Source organism: Thiomicrorhabdus heinhorstiae, from assembly GCF_013391765.2.
GTDB lineage: Bacteria > Pseudomonadota > Gammaproteobacteria > Thiomicrospirales > Thiomicrospiraceae > Thiomicrorhabdus > Thiomicrorhabdus heinhorstiae.
Genome location: NZ_JACBGI020000030.1, coordinates 1 through 20,470 on the forward strand (window position 1 = coordinate 1; position 20,470 = coordinate 20,470).

The 20,470-nt window shown below is 48.2% G+C and carries 23 protein-coding genes; 9 read left to right on the forward strand and 14 right to left on the reverse strand.

Annotated features, from left to right (window positions below; translation table 11 throughout):
• The 5 genes from H8792_RS10965 to H8792_RS10985 all read right to left on the reverse strand — a co-directional run.
• Positions 1-449, reverse strand: a 449-nt coding sequence (locus H8792_RS10965; protein ID WP_185979009.1) for a hypothetical protein, incomplete at its 3' end; no start/stop codon positions are given.
• 10 nt (positions 450-459) lie between these two features.
• Entirely contained in the window at positions 460-1,080 is a 621-nt protein-coding gene (locus tag H8792_RS10970) for a hypothetical protein (protein WP_194947663.1), read from the reverse strand.
• A complete protein-coding gene (locus H8792_RS10975) occupies positions 1,065-1,760 on the reverse strand; it encodes a hypothetical protein (RefSeq protein WP_185979011.1) in 696 nt (231 codons plus the stop codon). Before H8792_RS10975 ends, H8792_RS10970 begins: the two co-directional genes overlap by 16 nt.
• A 202-nt stretch (positions 1,761-1,962) precedes the next feature.
• Positions 1,963-3,897 carry an ATP-binding cassette ATPase Uup gene (gene uup, locus H8792_RS10980; RefSeq protein WP_185979012.1) on the reverse strand — a complete coding sequence of 645 codons (1,935 nt, stop codon included), beginning with the start codon at positions 3,895-3,897 and terminating at the stop codon, positions 1,963-1,965.
• A 196-nt stretch (positions 3,898-4,093) separates the two neighbouring features.
• Complete coding sequence (locus tag H8792_RS10985) at positions 4,094-4,933, reverse strand: MBL fold metallo-hydrolase (protein ID WP_185979013.1); 840 nt, start codon at positions 4,931-4,933, stop codon at positions 4,094-4,096.
• 234 nt (positions 4,934-5,167) lie between these two features.
• On the opposite strand from H8792_RS10985, the gene murI reads away from it, so the two are divergent.
• Positions 5,168-5,956, forward strand: coding sequence for a glutamate racemase (murI, locus tag H8792_RS10990; RefSeq protein WP_185979040.1), 789 nt, complete (start codon positions 5,168-5,170; stop codon positions 5,954-5,956).
• Positions 5,957-5,977: 21 nt separating this feature from the next.
• Here the strand turns inward: murI and H8792_RS10995 are convergent, their stop codons facing one another.
• Positions 5,978-6,406 (reverse strand): YqaA family protein, encoded by a 429-nt coding sequence (locus H8792_RS10995; RefSeq protein WP_185979014.1) that lies wholly within the window; start codon positions 6,404-6,406, stop codon positions 5,978-5,980.
• 146 nt (positions 6,407-6,552) lie between these two features.
• Here H8792_RS10995 and H8792_RS11000 point away from each other — a divergent pair, with 146 nt between their 5' ends.
• Both H8792_RS11000 and H8792_RS11005 read left to right on the forward strand, forming a co-directional pair.
• On the forward strand, positions 6,553-7,467 hold the full coding sequence (locus H8792_RS11000; protein WP_185979015.1) for a DMT family transporter: 915 nt from the start codon (positions 6,553-6,555) through the stop codon (positions 7,465-7,467).
• A 19-nt stretch (positions 7,468-7,486) separates the two neighbouring features.
• Positions 7,487-7,996, forward strand: coding sequence for a GNAT family N-acetyltransferase (locus H8792_RS11005; RefSeq protein WP_185979016.1), 510 nt, complete (start codon positions 7,487-7,489; stop codon positions 7,994-7,996).
• 30 nt (positions 7,997-8,026) lie between these two features.
• Here H8792_RS11005 and H8792_RS11010 read toward each other — a convergent pair whose 3' ends face one another.
• Genes H8792_RS11010 through H8792_RS11020 form a run of 3 tightly spaced genes read right to left on the reverse strand, consistent with a single transcriptional unit; the run spans position 8,027 to position 9,738 of the window.
• The gene (locus H8792_RS11010; RefSeq protein ID WP_185979017.1) at positions 8,027-8,620 is read right to left on the reverse strand and encodes a TetR/AcrR family transcriptional regulator; all 594 of its coding nucleotides are present in this window, start codon (positions 8,618-8,620) and stop codon (positions 8,027-8,029) included.
• Entirely contained in the window at positions 8,617-9,330 is a 714-nt protein-coding gene (locus H8792_RS11015) for a DUF4395 family protein (RefSeq protein ID WP_185979018.1), read from the reverse strand. The genes H8792_RS11010 and H8792_RS11015 overlap by 4 nt, the downstream gene beginning before the upstream one ends.
• A gap of 9 nt (positions 9,331-9,339) precedes the next feature.
• Positions 9,340-9,738, reverse strand: coding sequence for a hypothetical protein (locus H8792_RS11020; protein ID WP_185979019.1), 399 nt, complete (start codon positions 9,736-9,738; stop codon positions 9,340-9,342).
• 501 nt (positions 9,739-10,239) lie between these two features.
• On the opposite strand from H8792_RS11020, the gene ybaK reads away from it, so the two are divergent.
• Together ybaK and ygiD are read left to right on the forward strand one after the other, a co-directional pair.
• Positions 10,240-10,707 (forward strand): Cys-tRNA(Pro) deacylase, encoded by a 468-nt coding sequence (gene ybaK, locus H8792_RS11025; protein ID WP_185979020.1) that lies wholly within the window; start codon positions 10,240-10,242, stop codon positions 10,705-10,707.
• A gap of 173 nt (positions 10,708-10,880) precedes the next feature.
• Entirely contained in the window at positions 10,881-11,744 is an 864-nt protein-coding gene (ygiD, locus tag H8792_RS11030; protein WP_228767093.1) for a 4,5-DOPA-extradiol-dioxygenase, read from the forward strand.
• A 15-nt stretch (positions 11,745-11,759) separates the two neighbouring features.
• On the opposite strand, the gene chrA is transcribed toward ygiD, so the two are convergent.
• The 3 genes from chrA to H8792_RS11045 form a co-directional block, all read right to left on the reverse strand.
• Positions 11,760-12,911: a chromate efflux transporter gene (gene chrA / locus H8792_RS11035; protein WP_185979021.1), complete on the reverse strand. Its 1,152-nt coding sequence runs from the start codon at positions 12,909-12,911 to the stop codon at positions 11,760-11,762.
• Between the two features lie 80 nt (positions 12,912-12,991).
• The gene (locus tag H8792_RS11040; protein WP_185979022.1) at positions 12,992-13,711 is read right to left on the reverse strand and encodes a spermidine synthase; all 720 of its coding nucleotides are present in this window, start codon (positions 13,709-13,711) and stop codon (positions 12,992-12,994) included.
• Between the two features lie 23 nt (positions 13,712-13,734).
• Complete coding sequence (locus H8792_RS11045; protein WP_185979023.1) at positions 13,735-14,265, reverse strand: protein disulfide oxidoreductase; 531 nt, start codon at positions 14,263-14,265, stop codon at positions 13,735-13,737.
• 133 nt (positions 14,266-14,398) lie between these two features.
• Here H8792_RS11045 and H8792_RS11050 point away from each other — a divergent pair, with 133 nt between their 5' ends.
• Entirely contained in the window at positions 14,399-15,028 is a 630-nt protein-coding gene (locus tag H8792_RS11050; RefSeq protein ID WP_185979024.1) for a thiopurine S-methyltransferase, read from the forward strand.
• A 23-nt stretch (positions 15,029-15,051) separates the two neighbouring features.
• Here the strand turns inward: H8792_RS11050 and yrfG are convergent, their stop codons facing one another.
• Positions 15,052-15,720 carry a GMP/IMP nucleotidase gene (yrfG, locus tag H8792_RS11055; RefSeq protein ID WP_185979042.1) on the reverse strand — a complete coding sequence of 223 codons (669 nt, stop codon included), beginning with the start codon at positions 15,718-15,720 and terminating at the stop codon, positions 15,052-15,054.
• A gap of 93 nt (positions 15,721-15,813) precedes the next feature.
• Here yrfG and nudE point away from each other — a divergent pair, with 93 nt between their 5' ends.
• From nudE to H8792_RS11070, 3 genes are all read left to right on the forward strand, one after another.
• The gene (gene nudE / locus H8792_RS11060) at positions 15,814-16,365 is read left to right on the forward strand and encodes an ADP compounds hydrolase NudE (protein WP_185979025.1); all 552 of its coding nucleotides are present in this window, start codon (positions 15,814-15,816) and stop codon (positions 16,363-16,365) included.
• A gap of 24 nt (positions 16,366-16,389) precedes the next feature.
• Positions 16,390-17,265, forward strand: coding sequence for a 3'(2'),5'-bisphosphate nucleotidase CysQ (cysQ, locus tag H8792_RS11065; RefSeq protein WP_185979026.1), 876 nt, complete (start codon positions 16,390-16,392; stop codon positions 17,263-17,265).
• A 72-nt stretch (positions 17,266-17,337) separates the two neighbouring features.
• Positions 17,338-17,580, forward strand: coding sequence for a hypothetical protein (locus H8792_RS11070; RefSeq protein ID WP_185979027.1), 243 nt, complete (start codon positions 17,338-17,340; stop codon positions 17,578-17,580).
• 107 nt (positions 17,581-17,687) lie between these two features.
• On the opposite strand, the gene nrdA is transcribed toward H8792_RS11070, so the two are convergent.
• Entirely contained in the window at positions 17,688-19,955 is a 2,268-nt protein-coding gene (nrdA, locus tag H8792_RS11075) for a class 1a ribonucleoside-diphosphate reductase subunit alpha (protein WP_185979028.1), read from the reverse strand.
• Positions 19,956-20,470 lie beyond the last annotated feature (515 nt).

Below are 20,470 nucleotides of genomic sequence, written 5' to 3' on the forward strand. Positions count from 1 at the left end.
TATTCCCAGTACGCGGCTTTAAATTCTGATTTAAAGTCTTTTGGTTCAGAGTCAAGTACTTCCAGTTCATTTGAGAAAATCGTAGGAGATGAATCAACGAACATATTCCCGCTAACTTTAAGATTATGCTCGCTTTTAAATTCGCCAACATCGTAATGAACCAAAGAAACAGTATGTGTACCTTTGTTTAGAAATAGCTGCATATACTCGTATGAACCTATTTGCCCATAATATTTTCCGTTTACTGAAATTCTCAGTAAATCTGTGCTATCCATCCGGTGCAGAATTCCTGCCGTATTTAAAAACACGACTTTGTAGCTGCCGGCAGGCGCTGATGCCGTTATTTCCTGGCTAGGTAAATCAGACGAAGGCCTAACTTTCACCTCCCGAGAGCAACCGACTAAAACTAAAACGACACCAAGTAATGGTAGTAGCTTTTGTATTTTCATAATACTTCCCTTATTGAGCATAATTGAGAATATAGTTTTTGATATCGCTGAGAACTAAATGAGGAAATTTCTTTTTGAGGTTATTTAGATCCCGTGTCCGTTTATCACGGACTTTAACTTTTACGCTTGCAGGGACATTAAGACCAAAAATATTCTTTCCGACTATCATTTCAAAGTTAAAGTCTCCTAAATAAAATTGGTCACCCGCTTTCAAATTAAGTGCAATTGGCTTCATGTTTTTTGGTGTTATGATTTGTGTGCCTCCGAGTACAAACACTTTGTATTCCCAGTCGATAATTTCATACAAACCTGGATCGAGCTCTAACAGGTAAGTTCTTCCCCTTCCTGTTCTTGCATTCCACGAATATTCATCATCTGCATTTATGGCACCAACTGTCTGGGTTTCACCTGTCGTTGTATTTTTTAGCGTGAACCATCCAAAATGGCCTCCATACATACTTACTGAACCAGTAATGAGAGCTTTGTTATTAGGTGGTATAAACTCTGCCGACTCCGTTAGCTCTTTCGTTATAGCCTCGTTGGAGGCACAGCCACCCAGAAACGACGCAAATATAATTAGGGTCGCAATTGTTGTGATACTGTTACGAAATTTATTCATTGCTGTTTCCATTTACCTTTGTCTCGTTGTTCTTTAATTATTGCAATCGTCTCGTCTCTAATTTGTCTTGGGCTTTTATTGAGAATCTCTTCTGCAATGCCGCGCATTTCAGGCACATCGCCGACTTTCATTGCTTCCATCGACATTTTGACTATGAAATGAGTTTTAGCGTTACTGGATAAAGACCACTTTGCAGAAGAAGCAGTTAAGAACCGCTCGAAGTCATCCCTGTTATCAAGATGCTTGAGCGTAAAAATGATGTCGTTCAAATATTTACTGTCGCCTGTCGCAAAAAAACAGGCCCAATTCATATCATTTCTTTGCGGCGATGTAGGTATTGGTTTTAGTAGTTCCGAAGGCGTTTTGTTAATGGCTTGTTTTAAGATGCTTTTCGTTGGTTCGGGAATGCTCTGAATGGTTGCTGTCCACTTCTTTTTATGTGCGGCATCGTATTGAGCGAAAAGACAGCTAAAAGACATAAGGACAGGCATTTTGGCATTTGGTATGGCAGCGATGTCTGAAGAGCCGAGAACAGTAATCGCGCTATCAATAAGTTCGGGTTGTGGTTGAAGGTAATAGGTGTGAATGAAGTAATTTAGTTCATCGATATTGCTTATTTTTTCTAGTTTTTCAGAGGAATGACTGATAGTTGAAAAGCTAAGAATTGCTAATAGTAAAAGTATGTTTCTCATATTTGCCTATTTCATTTTCCACAACCATTAAGTAGGCATCCTAATAGAGTTAAAATGCGTATGTCAACCGATTTTAAACTAGTTTATATATTAGTAATTCGTAATATATTCCCGAGTGCCGCTTTCAGAACTTTTTTATAAAATAAAAAAGCCGAGTTTTGAGGCTCGGCTTTTGGCTTGGTTTTTATTTCTAAAACTTGTTTTAAGAAATCAGCGCTTCGAGTTCTTCCCAGCGTTCGAAGGCTTTTTCCAGTTCGGTTTCTTTGTTTTGCAGTTGGTCGAGTTTTGCCTGCACGCTTTCCTGATCCTGTTGATAGAAATCCGGTTGGGCGATTGCGTCGTTTAGCGCTTCGATTTCGGTTTCCAGGTCTTCGAGCAGCTGTGGCAGCATGTCGTATTCACGCTGGTCTTTGTAGCTGAGTTTTTTCTTTGGCACCGGTTTGCTTTCAGCTGCAGATGGAGCAGATTGAGTTTCGGTGGTTGCTACTTTTACTTCGGCCTTCTTGTCCGCTTTTCCGGTTTTGTTTATTTCGCTATAGCGTGCCGGACGCTGGCGTAGCCAGTCGTCGTAGCCGCCGACATACTCGTTGACATCGCCCGGTGCGTCGAAGACCAAGGAGCTGGTACAGACGTTATTGAGGAATTCACGGTCATGGCTGACAATCAGCACCGTGCCTTGGTAATTCATCAAAAGCTCTTCAAGCAGTTCCAGAGTTTCGACGTCCAGATCGTTGGTCGGTTCATCGAGAATCAGCAGATTCGATGGTTTGGCAAATACACGCGCCAGTAACAAGCGGTTGCGTTCTCCGCCGGACAGGGCTTTGACCGGCTGACGGGCGCGATCCGGGGTGAACAGGAAATCGCCAAGATAGCCCATGACGTGCTTGCGCTGGCCGTTGATTTCCACATGATCGCTTTCATCCAGCACGCTTTCGATGACCGGGCGTTCTTCGTCGAGCTGGGCGCGATGCTGATCGAAATAGGCGATTTTCAAGTTGGTGCCGAGCTTGATGGTGCCGCTTTGCGGAGCAAGTTTATCAAGCAGTAAAGCAAGAAGGGTCGATTTTCCACAGCCGTTCTCTCCGATGATTCCGACTTTATCACCGCGCATAATGACTGTGGATAAGTTGTTGACAATCGGCTTATTCGGGAAGTTGAAGCTCAGGTCTTTGATTTCGATGACCTGTTTACCGGAGGTGTCAGCCGTGTTCGCCTGCAAGGTTGCTGTGCCTTGCTGACTTCTGCGGGCATTGTGTTCTTCACGCAGTTTTTTCAAAGCGCGCACGCGACCTTCGTTACGGGTACGGCGTGCTTTGATGCCTTGGCGAATCCAGGTTTCTTCCTGCGCCAGCTTTTTATCGAATTCGGCATTCTGCTTGGCTTCGGCTTCCAGCCATTCGGCTTTACGTTCCAGATAGGTGTGATAATCGCATTCCCAGTTACTCAGGCGACCACGATCCAGTTCGACAATGCGGTTTGCCAGTGCTTGCAGGAAGGAGCGGTCGTGGGTGATAAACACCAAGGCGCAACGCATGCCGTTGAGGAAGTTTTCCATCCACTGAATCGACGGAATATCCAAATGGTTCGTCGGCTCGTCGAGCAGCAGAATGTCCGGTTCCTGCACCAGCGCTTTGGCCAGTAGCACGCGACGTTTCATCCCGCCGGACAGAGTGGAAAATTCAGCATCGGCAGGCAGGCCGAGTTTGGAAATCACGGTATCGACTTTCTGGTTGAGTTCCCAGCCGTTTTTGGCATCGATTTCTTGCTGAACTTGAGTGAAGTGTTCAAGCACTTCGTCGGAATAGTCCTGTTCCATTTTTAAACTGAGTTTATGGAATTTATCCAGCAGCGGCGCAATGTCTCCCAATCCCTCGGCGATAATGTGAAATACCGAACCGTGAGTATCGTGCGGGACTTCCTGCTGTAATTTGGCGATGTGTACGCCGTCTTGCACGATGCGTGTGCCGTCATCGGCTTGAATCAGGCCTTCAATGACTTTGAGCAGGGTGGATTTACCTTCGCCGTTGCGGCCGACGATACAGACTCGGTCGTTCGCTTCGATCTGTAAACTGACCTTATTCAGCAGCGGAGCAGCGCCGAAGCTTAATTGAATATCGCGTAAAAACAGCAATGCCATATAAATCCTTTAGAACTCAAGGCCCAAGTACGGGGTTGAAAATGAATTGGCAAATTATAAACCTTGTGTGAGGGATCGGTGGGCTTGTTTCTGCGGAGCGGCGTTTTTCTGTGGGAAAGGCGATGTCAAACGATGGAATCGAGTTTTACCGGCAGGAGTGTCCTGCCGGATCGAATGAGAGTTGCTGTCCGGCGAATCAGTTGAAGGTCAATTGGGTGCCGACCTGAAAAACAAACGCCTGCTCGGGAAAATTGCATAGAAAACGCGCAATGATATTCGGCCCGGTACAATGCGACAGACCGATGCGTGGCACGCCTTGCAAAGCATTTTCGGTCATGATTAATCGATTTTCACCGGCTTTGGCTAAGTGAGTTCCACCCATCACGGCGTGAATCGGTTCGTCCGGAAATTGTTTGCGGATTTGAGCGAGGGTGTTTAATACTCCTGCATGGCAGCAGCCCAATAAAATCACTAAGCCGTTCGCGGTTTTAACGATAACGCTCATATCGTCTTTTAGCGGATCTTTGATCATGGGACTGGTTTCATCGGCTAAGTCCCGATGCACTTTGAGTCGTTCATCACCTTCATCTTCCAGCGGTTCCAGTCGTGGGATCTCTCCAGTGGTGTAAACGTGAGTGACGACTTGCTGCTGCTCGGCAGACAAATGCCAGACAACATCCAGTTCCTGTTTATCGAAAGGAATGGAAACCGGTTTCGGTGAACCATCCGGCCGTTCGCTGTAGCGAGGATTGAACAGGTCTGGATGACCGTAAATCGGCCTTGGACCGATCAGATCAAGAAGTTTTTCCAGCCCGCCGGTATGGTCGTAATGACCGTGGCTGAGAATGATTTTATCGATACTGTACGGATCGATTTGCAGTTCCTGCAGGTTGTGCAGTAAGACATCGCCCGATTGGCCGGTGTCGAACAGCACGGTTTCGTCTCCGGTTTCAATCAGAATCGACATGCCGTGCTCGCCCCACAGTCGAGTGCTGAGTTTGACGGAGTTTTCAACCAGACAAGTAATGCGAATCATATGTCCCCCGGACGTCAACGAAATTAAAATTGAACTGTAGCATAGCGCTTTTCGTCAGGCTTTAACTTGATCGGCTGCAATTTTCCTGACGGCATGGTTTCATCTTGGCGTTGATCGATTACAATAATGCGGCGTCAGGTATTCTCCAGCGCCGAGAAATTTTTCCTGACCCGTGTTCTTGGTCAAAGCGTCTAAAAGCCGTCTACTAGGGAAGTTCGTTTAATTTTGAAAAATATGCCAGATGTTCGACCTATTGGAGTGTTTGATTCCGGAATCGGCGGCCTGCCGATCGCCAAACAGATCCGTGAATTACTGCCGAACGAAAATTTGATCTATGTCGCCGATACTTGGCATGCGCCTTATGGTGAAAAGGGTGAAGACTATATTCTGCAAAGATCGCTTGCCGTTACCGATTTCCTCATCTCTCACGATGTCAAAGCGATTGTCGTCGCATGCAATACCGCTACCATGGTCAGTATTAAAACTCTGCGGGAGCGTTACGACTTGCCGTTTATCGGCGTTGAGCCGGGTGTAAAACCGGCGGCAATCCATACGCAAAGCGGTGTAATCGGCGTTTTGGCGACCGAAAAAACTTTGAGCAGCCATGCGTTTGACAGCCTGGCAAAAAGGGTGGCCGGCAACGTTCAAGTGGAAATTCAACCAAGTCCGAAGCTGGTGCGTCTGGTTGAGAACCTGGAACTGAATTCTGCGCAGGCGTCCTTTGCAGTGGAGGAATATGTTCAGCCGTTAATCGAAAAAGGCGCAGATACCATTATTCTCGGTTGCACGCATTTTGCGCATCTGGCACCGGTTATTCGTGAGGTTGCCGGTAGTGAGGTTTCGGTTATCAGCACGGAATTGGCCGTCGCTAGAGAAGTGGTGCGCCGTCTGGAGTGTGAAAACCTGCTCAGCAAAGAAAATCTCTCGGGGGCGAATGCATTTTTCAGTAATGGTGAGGTCGCTCTGTTCCAAAAACAGATTTCTCATCTGTGGGGGGAAGATGCGGTGGCACAGTCGTTTTAAGCCGCTGGATTTTTTCTTAACTCAATTTGTGAAGATTTGAAACAGACCAAGAAGAACGGCGTAGCGTACACCTTTTCCGATCAGCGTGAGCAGTGCAAATAGCCAGAATTTAACGCGCATGATTCCGGCGATCAAGGTCAGAGGATCGCCGACAATCGGTAGCCAGGCGAAGAGCAGAGACCAGATACCGTACTTTTGAAACCAGTTTTGGCTTTTGTGCAGTTGATGCGCTTTGATTGGGAACCAGCGCTTATCCTGAAAGTGTAAAAGATAACGTCCCAGAAGGTAGTTCACCACCGAACCGAGAGTATTGCCCAAGGTTGCTACCATCCATAGCGCCCAGACATTTTCGCCGTTCGCCGCCAATCCAAGCAAAAGAATTTCCGAACCGGCGGGGAACAGCGTCGCGGCCAGCAGCGAAACAAAAAATAGCGAAATCAAAGCATCCATGTGCTGGATTTTACTCCGTGCTGTCGTAAGAGTAAAAACGAGTTCCAGTTTCGTTGTTTTTTTGCAGAGGTTTTGAAACGACGGCATGTCGCTGTCTCTAAATTTTTATAATGGCTATTTTCGCCAATCTTTCGGATATTTCTATCATGCACACTTACCGGACGGCTTATTTTTTACTCGCTTTAACAACACTGTTTTGGGCCGGAAACTTTGTGCTTGCCAGAGCGGTTCATACAAGTGTTCCACCGATCGGTCTGGCGTTTTGGCGCTGGTTTGCCGTGGCAGTGTTTATTGTTCCGTGGGCTTGGCGCGAGTTGCGCGAACAGTGGCCGATCATGCGCGAACATCGCTGGCTGATGATTGTGTTCGGTATCTCGAGTGTCGGCGCTTTTAATACTTTGATTTATATCGGCCTGCAGACAACGACGGCCGTGAATGCTTTGTTGCTGATCTCCTCGGCCCCGGTGTTTATTTTGCTATTGGCTCCCTTGATGACCGGACGCTCCATGCAACTGCTGCAACTTCTCGGCGTGCTCGTGTCGGCAGTCGGTGTGTTGCTGGTGTTGACCGGAGGTGATTTGGCGAAGATTACCGAGTTCGGCCATGATGCAGGCGTACTTTGGGTGTTGGCTGGTGTAATCAGCTGGGCGTTTTATTCGGTTTTGTTGCACCATCTGCCAAAAGGGGTCGGCGGTAGAGGATTTTTTGCCGCCACGGTGATTGTCGGGGTTATCGGTCTGCTGCCGTTTTATCTGGCGGAAACCTTTATTCAAGATCAACCGGTCGACTTTGATATGACCTTGTTGGTTACGGTGGTTTATGTGGCTGTGTTTGCTTCCATTCTGGCGTATATGTTCTGGAATCGCGCGGTGGCTATGATCGGTGCGGAGCGCTCGGGGGCATTTATTCATCTGATGCCAGCGTTCGGATTGGTGCTTTCGGCTGCTTTGCTTGGTGAGAAAATTACGTCGGTTGATTTAATCGGTTTGGGACTGATTATCGGCGGTCTGCTGGTCGCGGCGGGCAAGTTATCCCTGCGTCGCGGGAAAAATGTATCGTGAACAGGCCAGGATTGATTGGATGAAAGTGGAAATAGTTCAAGTTAAGACACCTGAAGAAGTCGTATCACTGGCTGAACTGGCCAAGAATATCTGGAATCAGCATTTCACGCCGATTATCGGCCAAGCTCAGGTAGATTACATGCTGAAAAATTTTCAAAGTGCCGAGGCCATTCAACAACAGCTTAACGATGGCGGCGAATACTATCTGGCTTATGTCGACGGTGAAAGAAGCGGTTACACCTGTCTGATTGCCGATCAACAGAGTAGCAAAATGATGCTGAGTAAGCTCTACGTTCAATCTTCCAGACGTGGTTCGGGCATTGGCAAAGCCTTATTGGACTATGCCGAGCAGCGGGCGCAGATGCTCGGAATGAGCGCTCTCTGGTTGACGGTAAACCGTTTTAACGAAGGGCCGGTGGCCTGGTATAAACGTCAGGGTTTTGCCATAGTTGACGAGCTGAAAAAGGATATCGGCAACGGCTTTTTTATGGATGATTTCATTATGCAAAAAGAGATCGCCAGCCCCTGAATATTTTAGCACTTGGAGGAGCCGGCAAGTTTAGTCGCCGAGTTGTTTATGAAGCATTAATTGAATGTGTTCAATCAGATATTCGGATGCTTGAGTTTGTTCGCTACCGGCCGGCAGATAGATGCGCAGCGGATTGGCTTGGAAATGGAACAACAGCAAGCCCATCAGGCTGGTGGTCAAAAAGTGCGGATCGCAGTCCGGATTGATTTCGACAAAAACGGCGTGTAATGCATTGCAGCTGTCGGCCAGAACTTGATTGGCGAGAAACTTCAAATCTTCTTCGTCTTGCGCCAGCAGAATACGGAAAAACAGCTGGCGAAAGATAAAGTTGTCCGCCATCTGCTTTCCGGCGATTTCAATAAACTCGTTAAGTTTTTGTTTGGGAGGCAGATCGGATTCCAGGCAACAGACCAGCGCCTGACTCTGTTGTTTAAAGACAAATTTCAGGGTGGCCTGGTAGAGTGCCTGCTTATCCTTGAAGTGATTGTAGAGCGAGGGCGCTTTGATGTCGCACGCCGAAGCGATATCGCGCATACTCAGGGCGTCATACCCTTTGCTGGCAAAAAGTTCGGCGGCGGTTTTTAGAATTCTTTGCGATGTACTGTTTTCTTTGCTTTCTGTCATGCGGCTTCGTGTTTGCGCTTGATGGCGTCCCAGTCGATGTTGTTACAGGCATAGCAAGGCTCGGTAATTACGCCCATCCATACCAATAGACTGTGTATTTTACATCCTAAGCAGAAGCCGAGCACCGCTTCGAACCACATTAATGCCAGACAAACCCAGATCAGAGTGACTGGAATCTGGTACGGAATGTAATTATAGGTAGTCGGCAACAGTTCGCTCGAGAAGAGAGTGTTGATGGCTCCCGCAAAAACATCGGGGTTGAAAAAGACCAGGCAGAAACTTGCCAGAGCAATTCCCAGCCCCCAGGCAAAGCGCTTCGGAGTCAGTGGCTTCCAGACGGGCGGTTTATTTCGTGCCAGAAACGAGGCCAGCTGAATGGACGGCGAAAAGCGTGCCGTCCAGACAAACATTCCGGCAATCAGCTCGAAGAGTCCGTAGAAAAGCAACAGCGTTTGCACACTGAAATCGTAGCTGCGTTTGACCATTTCTCCACTGTAGATAATTTGCGAAGCTTCGGTGATTTCATAGGTGTCTTCGATGGTGGTTTCATTCACGATCCATGGCGAAGTATAGAGCACGTCGAACAGGGTTAGAGCCATGAACAATGGGATAACCAGCATCATTCCCGCACGAATGCGCACCGCTGTGTCGTTAATGAACAGGATGTTTTCGTCGGGATCTCTGAACCAAGTGTTTTTGAACCAGGACATATTCGACTCCTAGGATTTTTGCACCGAACCGGTAACCGGTTTGCTGAAGAAAGTGGCGTAAATCATGGAAACGCTATAGCGCTGGTTATGATTCCACGGCATTAGAGACATAAAACGCGCCAGGAAGCAGTAATCGAACAGAACCATCGCGCTTGTGCCGAGAATGACCGGATACAACATCCAGTACATCGGTGGCCAGAAAGCGACTAGCAAAAGCAGGGTGTAGGCAATGCGCACTTGCACGGGGAAGCTGGTCACCGAGCGGGTTTCCGCGGCGAAATGGAATATCTGGACGATCGTCAGTGCAGTGGCAATCGGCAGTCCGTAATGCCAGCCGGCGACATCGAGAATCAACAAAATATCGGTAATGAACCAGTAGATCCAAACTTTATCCATTATTCTTTGCATGAGAATTTTTCCTGAATTTATTTTTAAATTTAACTAACTAACGCTTGTTAGTTTAACGAAATTATTCGATAATCGTCAATACTTGAATGGATTCGTAGACGGTTTTGTGATGTTTCAGGTTGGAAATTGCAGGCCGTTTAGTCGATCAGGATGGGTACAGCTGCGAGAAAATTTGGTCGATAATGCCGCGCTGAGTCATAATTCGTTCAAGGGCAAAACCCGATCATTTAAGTTTTGTGTTTGAAACAGAGCTGTTTCGACGAACTTTTCGGCTGGCAGATATGGAATTCTTTTAATCCCTTTAGGGAACCTCTGATCGAATCAGATTAATTTCTGGCTAAGCCCCTATGGGCGAGGCTTCAAGCCCACTTCTTCGTTGTTGTGCCCCTTGACCTTAGATTGACTAAGGTCGGCGTGCCACGCCTAGAATAAGCAGGCTTTAAGTCTCGCATAATTTCAATCTGATTGAATCAGAGGTTCCTTAGAGAAAGGCATCAAATTATGACTCCGGCGATCTTGTTACTTAAAAGCAAAAAGATTGAGCACACAGTGCATGAGTACGTGCATGATGAAGGTTGCGAGTCTTATGGATTGGAAGCGGCCGAAAAGTTGGGTATTGTCCCTGAACGGGTTTTTAAAACGCTGGTGGTCTCACTGAACAGCGGAGAACTGGCCGTCGGAATTGTGCCGGTTTCAGCCAAGTTGAGCATGAAATTGATTGCCAAAGCGGCTGGTGGCAAAAAGGCCGAAATGGCTGCTCCGCAACTCGTCGAGCGCTCCACGGGATATGTCTTGGGCGGCGTCAGTCCTCTAGGTCAGAAAAAACGTTTGAAAACTGTTTTGGACTCGTCGGCGCAGAATTATCCGACGATCTTTGTCAGTGCCGGCAAGCGGGGCATGGACCTCGAACTCACTCCACAGGATTTGCTCAGTCTGCTTGGTGGCATCTATGCGGATATTCAGCAGTGATTGATTTTTAGTGATCGATCTTTTTAAACTTAAAGACTCCATATCCTCCCGATTTCTCTCTTCGTAGCGAATCATTATCGACTAAACGGAAAGACTGTTATGCCAAATAGCCGCTTTATTTCAGGTGTTGTGTTTGGCGTAATATCCCTATTGTTTAACAGATAGAGATTTGTATGGAAACACATGACAGTTTGCAGTCGCTAATGAATCGGTTGCAGGCCTTGCCGGCGGCACCGCAGACAATGCCTGTGCTGTTTGTCGGCCACGGCAATCCGATGAATGCGATCAGCCGCAATGTATTTACCGAAAACTGGCAGGCGATCGGCAAGGCACTGCCGAAACCAAAAGCGATTTTGTCGGTTTCGGCGCACTGGCTGACTCGGGGGGATACCCAGGTACTGACTGCCGACAAGCCGCAGACCATTCATGATTTTTACGGTTTCTCGACCGAGTTGTTCGAGCAGCAATACCCTAGCCCGGGTGCGCCGCAAATCGCTTTGCAAACGCAGCAAATGGCGCCGTCGACAATTGAAACCACCGAAGAATGGGGATTGGATCACGGTACCTGGTCGGTGTTGCTGTCGATGTTCCCGAAAGCGGATATTCCGGTTTATCAGATCAGTATCGACTATCGGAAGCCGCCGCAGTTTCATTATGACTTGGCTGCACAGCTAAAAGCGCTGCGAAGCAAGGGCGTACTGGTCATGGCAAGCGGTAACCTGGTGCACAACCTGCAGAAAATGCAGTGGCAGGAAAAGCCGGCGTTCGATTGGGCATTGGAATTTAACCACCGCGTCAAGGAGGCGATTTCCCAGCGTGACGATGCGACTTTGATCGATTTTAACGGGTTCGGCGCCTTGGGCAAGATGGCTCATCCGAGTTACGATCACTATTTGCCTTTGCTGTATAGCTTGGGCTTGCGCAGTGCCAAGGATGAGGTGTTCTTTTTCAATGACATTATTGATATGAGCTCGGTTTCGATGTTGTCTTTTATCTATATTGAGGACGGGGTGGGAACGCCGAATATTCGCCACTGAGTTATTCAGAGTCGACTAAATAAGGCCACCGAGAACACCGTAAGCGGAAAACAGCAGGATCAGCCAGAAGACCGACAGGCGGCGAAAAATCAGTAGATAAATTCCGAGTAGGGCGGCGATGATGTCCGGCCAATGCATTAGGGCGCTTGGCGCAACCGGTTGAATCAGTGTGGCGATAAGAAAGCCGACGACGGATGCGTTGATGGCGATAACGGCTCCGGCGAAACGCGGTTTTTGCGCCAGATTTTGCCAGTGATCATGCAGGGCGAGAACCAGCAAAAAACCGGGCAAAAAAATTGCCAGCGTTGCGATCAGCGCCCCGCTAAGAGGGCTGGACGGTAAGCTATCGGCACCTAGGTATGCCGATAGGGTAAACATCGGCCCGGGAACCGCCTGAGCGGCGGCATAGGCAGTCAGGAAGCTATCGGTTGAAAGGCGTTCGCCAAGGGTCTGCTGAAGTAATGGCAACACTACGTGACCACCTCCGAATACCAGGCTTCCCGCTTGATAAAATTCGGCGAAAAGCTCCAATGCAGCGTGTTGCCAGTCGAATAGACTCAAGGCGAATAGCAAGAGTGTCAGTGCGAGCCACAGTTTGCCGGAGAGTGAAAACTTTTCGTCATCGGTTTGCGTTTGCTGCGGTGGAGATTGACGGAGAAAAACTACGCCGACTAGCGACATCAACAACAATAGTGCGACCTGGATGAAAAAACTCGGAATCAGCAACAGCACTATGGCCGTGGTCGAGGCAATGATTCGGGTCAGTGTCTGATGGCAAAAGCTGCGCCACATGCTCCAGATAGCGTCCAGAATAACGACGAGCGCGAGCAGTTTCAGACCGTGGATCAAACCATCGAGTTTCAATACTTCGGAAGTTTGCAGGCCGATGGCCAAAGCGTAGAGTAGAAAAAAAGACGGCAGGGTAAAAGCGATAAATGCCGTAATACCACCTGCCAAGCCGCCGCGCTGCAAACCGATCGCAAAGCCGATCTGACTGGAACCGGGACCGGGCAAAAATTGGCTGAGAGCGATCAGGCGGTGGTAATGCTCGGAATCGAGCCAGTGAAGTTTTTCCACAAATGTTTGTCGGAAATAACCGATGTGTGCCGCCGGACCGCCGAAGCTAGTTAAGCCGAGAATCAAAAAACGCCAAAATATTTCCAACATCGCTTTTTCTCTGAAGAGGTGCCCCTATTCTAGTCGGCGCGGAAAGAATGTTGGTGAAAATTTGATGAAGGTCCGGCGATTTAGAAATCGATATTCAAAATCAGGTTGCTGGTGGATTTCATCAGGTAACGCTCTTGCGAGCGGATGTTTTCTACGTTTTGCTGCCAATGTCGAAGAATATCTGCCGTGTCTTCGGTATGCTCGTGTTCGCGCCCCGGCTCGATGCGGTTCCACAGATTGAAAATCAGACGACCTTTTTTCTTGACGCAGTCGGCGATCGCATCGTGAAACAGCGGTGCACTGAGTTCGGGTGGTAAACCTTCGGCGTCAAAAATATCTACCAAAATGGCGTCGTATTGAAAAAGCGGATTATCGTCGCAATCCAGAGCAAGTTCGAGAATGTATTCAATGGCATCGGCCTGAATACTCTCGATTTCCGGCACATTAGGCAGTTGAAAATAACGGTAGGCGGCGTCTATGACGATCTGGCGCAGTTCGACGATGGTGATCTGTACATTCGGCAGACTGTGGTACAAGTTGTGCGCCATGCTCCCGCCGCCCATACCGAGCATCAAAACCCGGTAATTTTTGGGTTGTTTGCGGTTTTGAAAATGCTCATTGACCAGCGAGACGATTTTTTGCTGATACTCGAAATTCAACGTCATGGGGGCGTTGCGGTAGATACAGCTCTGCTCGATCGGTGTGTCGAAATACAGTTTGCGGGTACTGCGGTTTTCAACTACTTCAATCAGCCCGTACTGGTCGCGAGCGCTGTGAATGATGATGCCGTCGTATTTCATATGCTGTTATGGTCGTTTTTGAGTTAGAAACCGGCCATCCATAGGCGCAGTTTGAGGCCGAGCGAGGTGGTAAAGCCAACCTCGACAAAATCGATATTACCATCTTCGTCAATAATGAAATCGGCCGGTACGCCCTTGGCCCCGAAGATTTGCATGAGCTTGCCGTCGGCGTCGACAACCAGATGGTTCGGATTCAACTGATGTTCCTTGACGTAGGCCTGCATTTCTTCGGCAGTGCCGGATTGAGTGACGATACTGATTACGGTATGGTCTTTGGAGAGTTCTTCAACGCCGTCCCGGCTGAATTTACAGATCGGACACCAGGTTGCCCAGATATGGATCAGCGCCGGCTCACCTTTATCGAGTTCTTTATAAAGATCGATGGATTGGCCGCTGAGACTGGTCAGTTTTAACTCCGGAGCTTTGCCTTCGATTACATCGCCCTGCATATAGGGTCTCAGGATTAGAATAATCGCAATAAAGATGGCGAAAGTGATAAGGTTTTTAACCCAGTTTTTTTGCCAGAAGCTCGGTGTTTTTTCTGTTGAGGTCATATTCGAGGGCCTGTGTTAGCTGAGGAATCGCTGTATTATAGGAGGCCTTTGAAATAGCGTCTATGGGTAAAATAGAGAGTGCTCTTCACTTGACGTCGGCTATCTGAAATACAAAAGGTAATGAGAGAAAAGAATGGAAGCGGATTTTTGGATCGAGCGCTGGCAGCTGAATCAGATCGGATTTCACCAGAATGAAGTCAACGGTTTTTTACGTCGCCACTGGCCGAGATTGGGATTACACTCCAGCGACAGGGTTTTGGTACCTCTGTGTGGAAAATCGCTGGATCTGTTGTGGTTGTCCCAGTTGGGGCATGAAGTCGTTGGTGTCGAATTAAGTGAAAAGGCGTTGCGGGATTTTGTCGCCGAAAACGCTTTACAGGCCAAAGTCTATGATTTTCACGGTTTGTGTGCTTATCATGCGGAAAACATGACTCTACTGTGTGCCGATCTGTTTCATATGACGCCATCGCACACGGAAGGGGTCCGCGGAGTGTATGATCGGGCGGCTCTAATCGCCTTGCCGCCGGAGATGAGGCTGAGTTATGCTGAGTTGATGCAGCGTTTACTGCCGGAAGGGTGTGTTTATCTGCTGGTGACGATGGATTACGATCAGAGCAGAATGGACGGCCCGCCGTTCTCGGTCAGCGATAACGAGGTGAAACAGTTGTTTGCGCATGCAAAAAGCTTTGAAATTCTCGAAAGCGTCGACTTTGAACGCAAGGGTCTTAAAGTACGGGAAAAGACCTGGTTGATCCGTTTTTAAAAACGCCCCGGATTCGCTATTCGCTAAGGCATAATTTCGCTGTATTGTGAAAAGTGTGCGAAGTTTTTCGGGTCGATGCGTTCCAGCTTCGGGCTGACGAAAGTGGCGCACAGTGGATAGGCGATGCCGAATTGCTGAGCGGTTTGTAACGCTTTTAAGTTATCGTCGATCAGCATAGTGGTTTGCGGTGCGAAGTAAACCCGCTTCTGGATTTCGTCCCAGATGCGAATGTCTTCTTTCGGCAAACCGAAATCGTGTGCGGAAAACAGATGGTCGAAATAAGGTGCGATTTCGGTCATTTCCAGTTTGATCGCCAGGCTGTCGCGATGGGCATTGGTTACCATGATCACGGTTTTATTCAGTTCTCGCAAAGCTTGCAGGAAGTCGGTTACTTCCGGATGAACTTTGATTTGATGGCGCAACTCGCGTTTCAGTTCGGCAATCGGCAGATCGAGCGCTTCGCTCCAGTAATCCAGACAATACCAGTTTAAAGTACCGACTTGAGAATGGATTTTGGCGTGAATGAATTGCTTGGCTTCTTCGAGTTCGAGCAGGTTTTTATCGGCATAAGCCTGCGGAATAACTTCCATCCAGAAGTGCCAGTCGAAATGCAGGTCGAGCAGGGTACCGTCCATGTCGAGAAGAACGGTTTGGATTTTTTTCCAGTCCGGCTTGTTTGGGTTTGCTTGCATTGGCAACTTTATCTCCTTAGCGTATGATGAGAAACGGTCAATAGACCTTAGTCGGCGGTTCCTTAACCGCTTACACCTTGGATGAACAGGATTATGTCTAAAAAAACGCCCCTTATTCTATCGGAAAACATTACGGCGCAGTCGCGGATTTTTACCGTGCAATCCCAGCAGTTGGAATTTTCCAACGGGGTGCAGGTAACCTATGAGCGTCTGCTCGGCAGTCCGGAAGGGGCGGTTTTGATTGTGCCGGTGACCGACGAAGGCGAAATTCTGTTGATTCGTGAGTATGGTGCCGGAGTCGGGCGTTACGAGCTTGGGTTTCCCAAGGGAAAGGTCGATCCGGGTGAGACTTGGCAACAGGCTTCGATTCGCGAATGTCAGGAAGAGGTCGGTTACCTGCCGTCTGATGTCCGCTTGCTCGATTCGGTTAGTCTGGCGGCCGGTTATATGACGCATTTGACGCACATTATTCTTGCTACCGGATTGCAGCCTCAGGACGCGGAAGGTGATGAACCGGAACCCCTGGAAGTCATTCCGTGGCGTTTACAGGATTGGCCTCAGTTATTGGCACATGAGGAGTTCACCGAAGGACGGGCCTACGCTGCCTTGCTGTTATTGCTGAAAGAGTTGCAGATTCAATCTTAAAATCATTTTCGATTAGGACCTTATATGGATTTAACGCCCAGCGTTCTACGACAACTTCTTCCCGAATTGACAAAAATCACTTGCGCCGCCGGCGATGAAATCATGCGTATCTATCAGAGTCATCTGTGCCGTGATTGCGATGTGGAGACCAAGAGCGACGGTACTCCGGTAACGGAGGCGGATAAGCGGGCCGATGAATTGATCTGGCAAAGCCTACGGGCACTAACGCCGAATATTCCGATCATCAGTGAAGAGAGTGTTTGCGATGTGCCCTTCGAGCAGCGCCGTGATTGGTCAAGGTACTGGTTGATCGATCCTTTGGATGGCACCAAGGAGTTTATCGAAAAAAGCGGCGAGTTCAGCGTTAATATCGCTTTGATCGATCAGCACCACCCATGTTTAGGCTTGGTTTATGCGCCGACTACGCAGGATCTGTATCTGGGCGTTAAGGGAGTGGGTGCCTATAAGCTGACGGAAGCGGCCGAATTTGTGGCCGAGAACGAGCTCAGCGAAGAGTCATTGTTCGCCAATGTTCGGTCGATTAAAACCTGTCCGGTAGATACGCAAATGCCGGTTAAAGTAGCGGTCAGTCGCCGGCATGGAGCTTTGAGTCAGCGCTATTTCGCTGAGTTTGACAAGGTGCATAAAATCAAGATGGGATCGGCGTTAAAAACTTGTCTGGTTGCCGAGGGTAAAGCCGATGTCTATCCTCGTTTCGGCCCGACCTCTTTGTGGGATACCGCTGCATCGCAATGTGTGTTGGAAGCGGCCGGTGGCGCGGTGTTGAATGCTGCTGGCCATTCGTTGGAATATGTGCAGACCGAATCGTTGTTGAATCCGTTTTTTATTGCTGTCGGCGACACCGATTTTTCCTGGCCTTCCTTTCCGGAAGTGTTCTAGTTTGAGAATATCTATTGTTTTGTTGAATTTCGATAATTTGAGGGATGTGATATGAAGCAGGCTTTTATTAGGATGTTATGTTTATGTGGTGCTTTAGCGGTTAGTTCTACGGCTTTAGCGGAATATCAGCAAGGGGATGCAACCGAGGCTGCAATGGAGAAGGATTCGGGATATCAAACCGGCAAGGCCAGTGGCACTGCTGCGGAATCCGGTACCAGTGCTTTGGGAACTTCTGGGGCGGTTTTAGTCGGGGCGGCGGTTGCGGCGGCGGTCGTGATCGGTATCCATATGGCGAACGATCAAGCAAACGACTGATACGGCTTTCGATCTGTCCCGCCCTGCCGCAGACAGGACGGAGAAATCACGCATAAGTTGTTTAATTAAGTTATTTGGAATAAAAAAAGCCCCATTTCGGGGCTTTTTTATAGCTTACAGGCTCCGCCTGCGCATCCGTCATCATCCTGACCGTCGTCTGCACCATCTCGGGTGTTGTGATAATACAACGTTTTCAATCCCATTTTGTATGCATACAACAAATCCTGCAGAACCAACTTGATCGGTACACGATCATCTTCAAATTTTGCCGGGTCGTAGTTGGTATTGGCGGAAATCGCCTGGTCGACGAATTTCTGCATAATACCGACTAACTGAATATAACCTTTGTTATCCGGGATTTGCCAAAGCAGTTCATAATCGTCACGGTGTTCCTTAAAGCCGGGAACAACCTGTTTCAGAATGCCGTCCTTGGACGCCTTGACGGAAACATAACCACGTGGCGGCTCGATACCGTTGGTCGAGTTGGTGATCTGTGACGAAGTTTCGCAAGGCATCAGGGCGGTCAAGGTCGAGTTACGCAGACCGTGAGTTTGAATCGCTTCGCGCAATGTTTCCCAATCCTGATGTAGAGGCTCGTCGCAGATGCCGTCGATCTCTTTTTTATAGGTATCGATCGGCAGTAAACCCTGTGCATAGGTGGTGTCCTGGAAGTAATCGCAAGCGCCTTTTTCCTGTGCAAGCAGATTGGAAGCTTTCAATAAATAGTATTGAATCGCTTCAAAGGTTTTGTGCATCAGGTTGTTGGCGGAACCATCGGAGTATTTGGTGTGGTTTTTCGCCAGATAGTAAGCCAGGTTGGTAACACCGACCCCTAAGGTACGACGACCTTTACTGGCGTGGCGTGCTGCTTCGACCGGGTAGTCCTGATAATCCAGAAGGCTATCCAATGCACGCACGATCAAATCGGATAGAGTTTCCAGTTCATGCAAGTCATCCAGTGCGCCCAGGTTAAAGGCTGACAGGGTACACAAGGCAATTTCCCCATCAGGGTCGTCTACCGAGTTAAGCGGTTTGGTCGGCAGGGCGATTTCCAAACACAGGTTGGATTGGTGAACCGGCGCTTTTTTCGGATCGAAAGGGCTGTGGGTGTTGCAATGATCGACGTTCTGTACGTAGATACGCCCTGTTTGTGCACGCTCTTGAGCGATCTGAGTGAAGAGTTCAATCGCCTTGACGGTTTTCTTGCGAATAGACTCGTCCGCTTCGTAGATTTTGTACAAGCGCTCGAATTCATCCTGATCGGCAAAGAAAGCTTCATACAGCCCAGGTACGTCGGACGGGCTGAACAGAGTGATGTTGCCGCCTTCGATCATGCGTTGGTACATCAGTTTGTTGATCTGGACGCCATAGTCCAGATGGCGCGCACGGTTTTCTTCCACACCACGGTTGTTTTTCAATACGATCAGCGATTCGACTTCCAAGTGCCAGATCGGGTAGAAAAGCGTCGCAGCACCGCCGCGTACGCCGCCTTGAGAGCAGGATTTAACCGCAGTCTGGAAGTGTTTGATAAACGGGATCATACCTGTATGGAATGCTTCTCCACCGCGGATTTCACTTCCCAGGGCACGGATACGCCCGACGTTAACACCGATCCCGGCGCGTTGCGAGACGTATTTCACGATTGAAGATGACGTGGCGTTGATCGAATCCAGAGAGTCGCCGCATTCAATCAAAACACAGGAGCTGAATTGGCGGGTTGGCGTACGAACACCTGACATAATCGGGGTTGGCAGTGACAACTTGAATAGAGATGCCGCGTCGTAGAAATCCTTGATGTATTGCAGACGTGTCTCTTGCGGATAGTGCGAGAACAGGCACATCGGGATCAGCATGTAGATGAACTGCGGGCTCTCGAAGATTTTACCGGTTACACGGTTTTGAACCAGATATTTCCCTTCCAGCTGTTTTACGGCCGCATAGCTGAAATTCATGTCACGGTCGTGCTGAATATAGGCATCCAGTTCATCGATTTCTTGTTTGCTGTAGTCTTCGATGATTTGTGAATCGTACATGCCGCTGCGAACCATTTTATTAACGTGCTCGAATAGCGCCGGAGGGGTAAAACGGTCGAATGCTTTTTTACGCAGGTGGAAAATCGCCAGACGAGCTGCCAGGTGCTGGTAGTCGGGAGAGCGCTCCGAAATTAAGTCGGCGGCCGATTTAATGATGGTTTCATGAATGTCCGATGTGGTGATGCCATCATAAAATTGAATATGTGATCTTAATTCAACTTCCGAGACGGAAACATTTTCCAATCCTTCCGCAGCCCAGGTAATGACGCGGTGGATTTTTTCTAAATCGATCGGTTCTTTGGAACCGTTGCGTTTGGTGACGAGAATGTTTTGATTGGTCATCGGCCTTTTTTCAACCCGTGTAATGAACCCGATTAAATGACATGAAGGTTCGTTAAAAACAAATTTAAGGCATCTTAAAATTAAAAACGCCCATGGAAGGTTCGAGTGTTTTAACTCAAGAAACGGATTTGAGCTAAAAAACAAATAAATTCATTTTGTTGGCAGCAAGTGTAGATGCGATATTTTAATTCGAAGCCTTAAGTTGTAGTGCGTGGCCAGGAATGTTTACACTATATGTAGTTTGCTGATATTTTTTTTAACGCAAAATATAGTAGATTTTTGCAAAGAGCGCAAGTTGAAAAATATGCTCGTTTTGCGGGGGAATTTGCTTGTTTAGGGTGTGGAAAACGAAAGGCCGGCCCGATAAATCCGTGCGTTTGTTCAAGGATAAGTTGTGGATAAGTGATAAAGCCTGCAAATAAAAAATAATTAAAATTTTCTGATATGGCGGTTAAAAATCTTTTTATTAGCAAAGACTAAAAAGGCCGCAATATTGGGCGGCCTTTTGGTTGCAT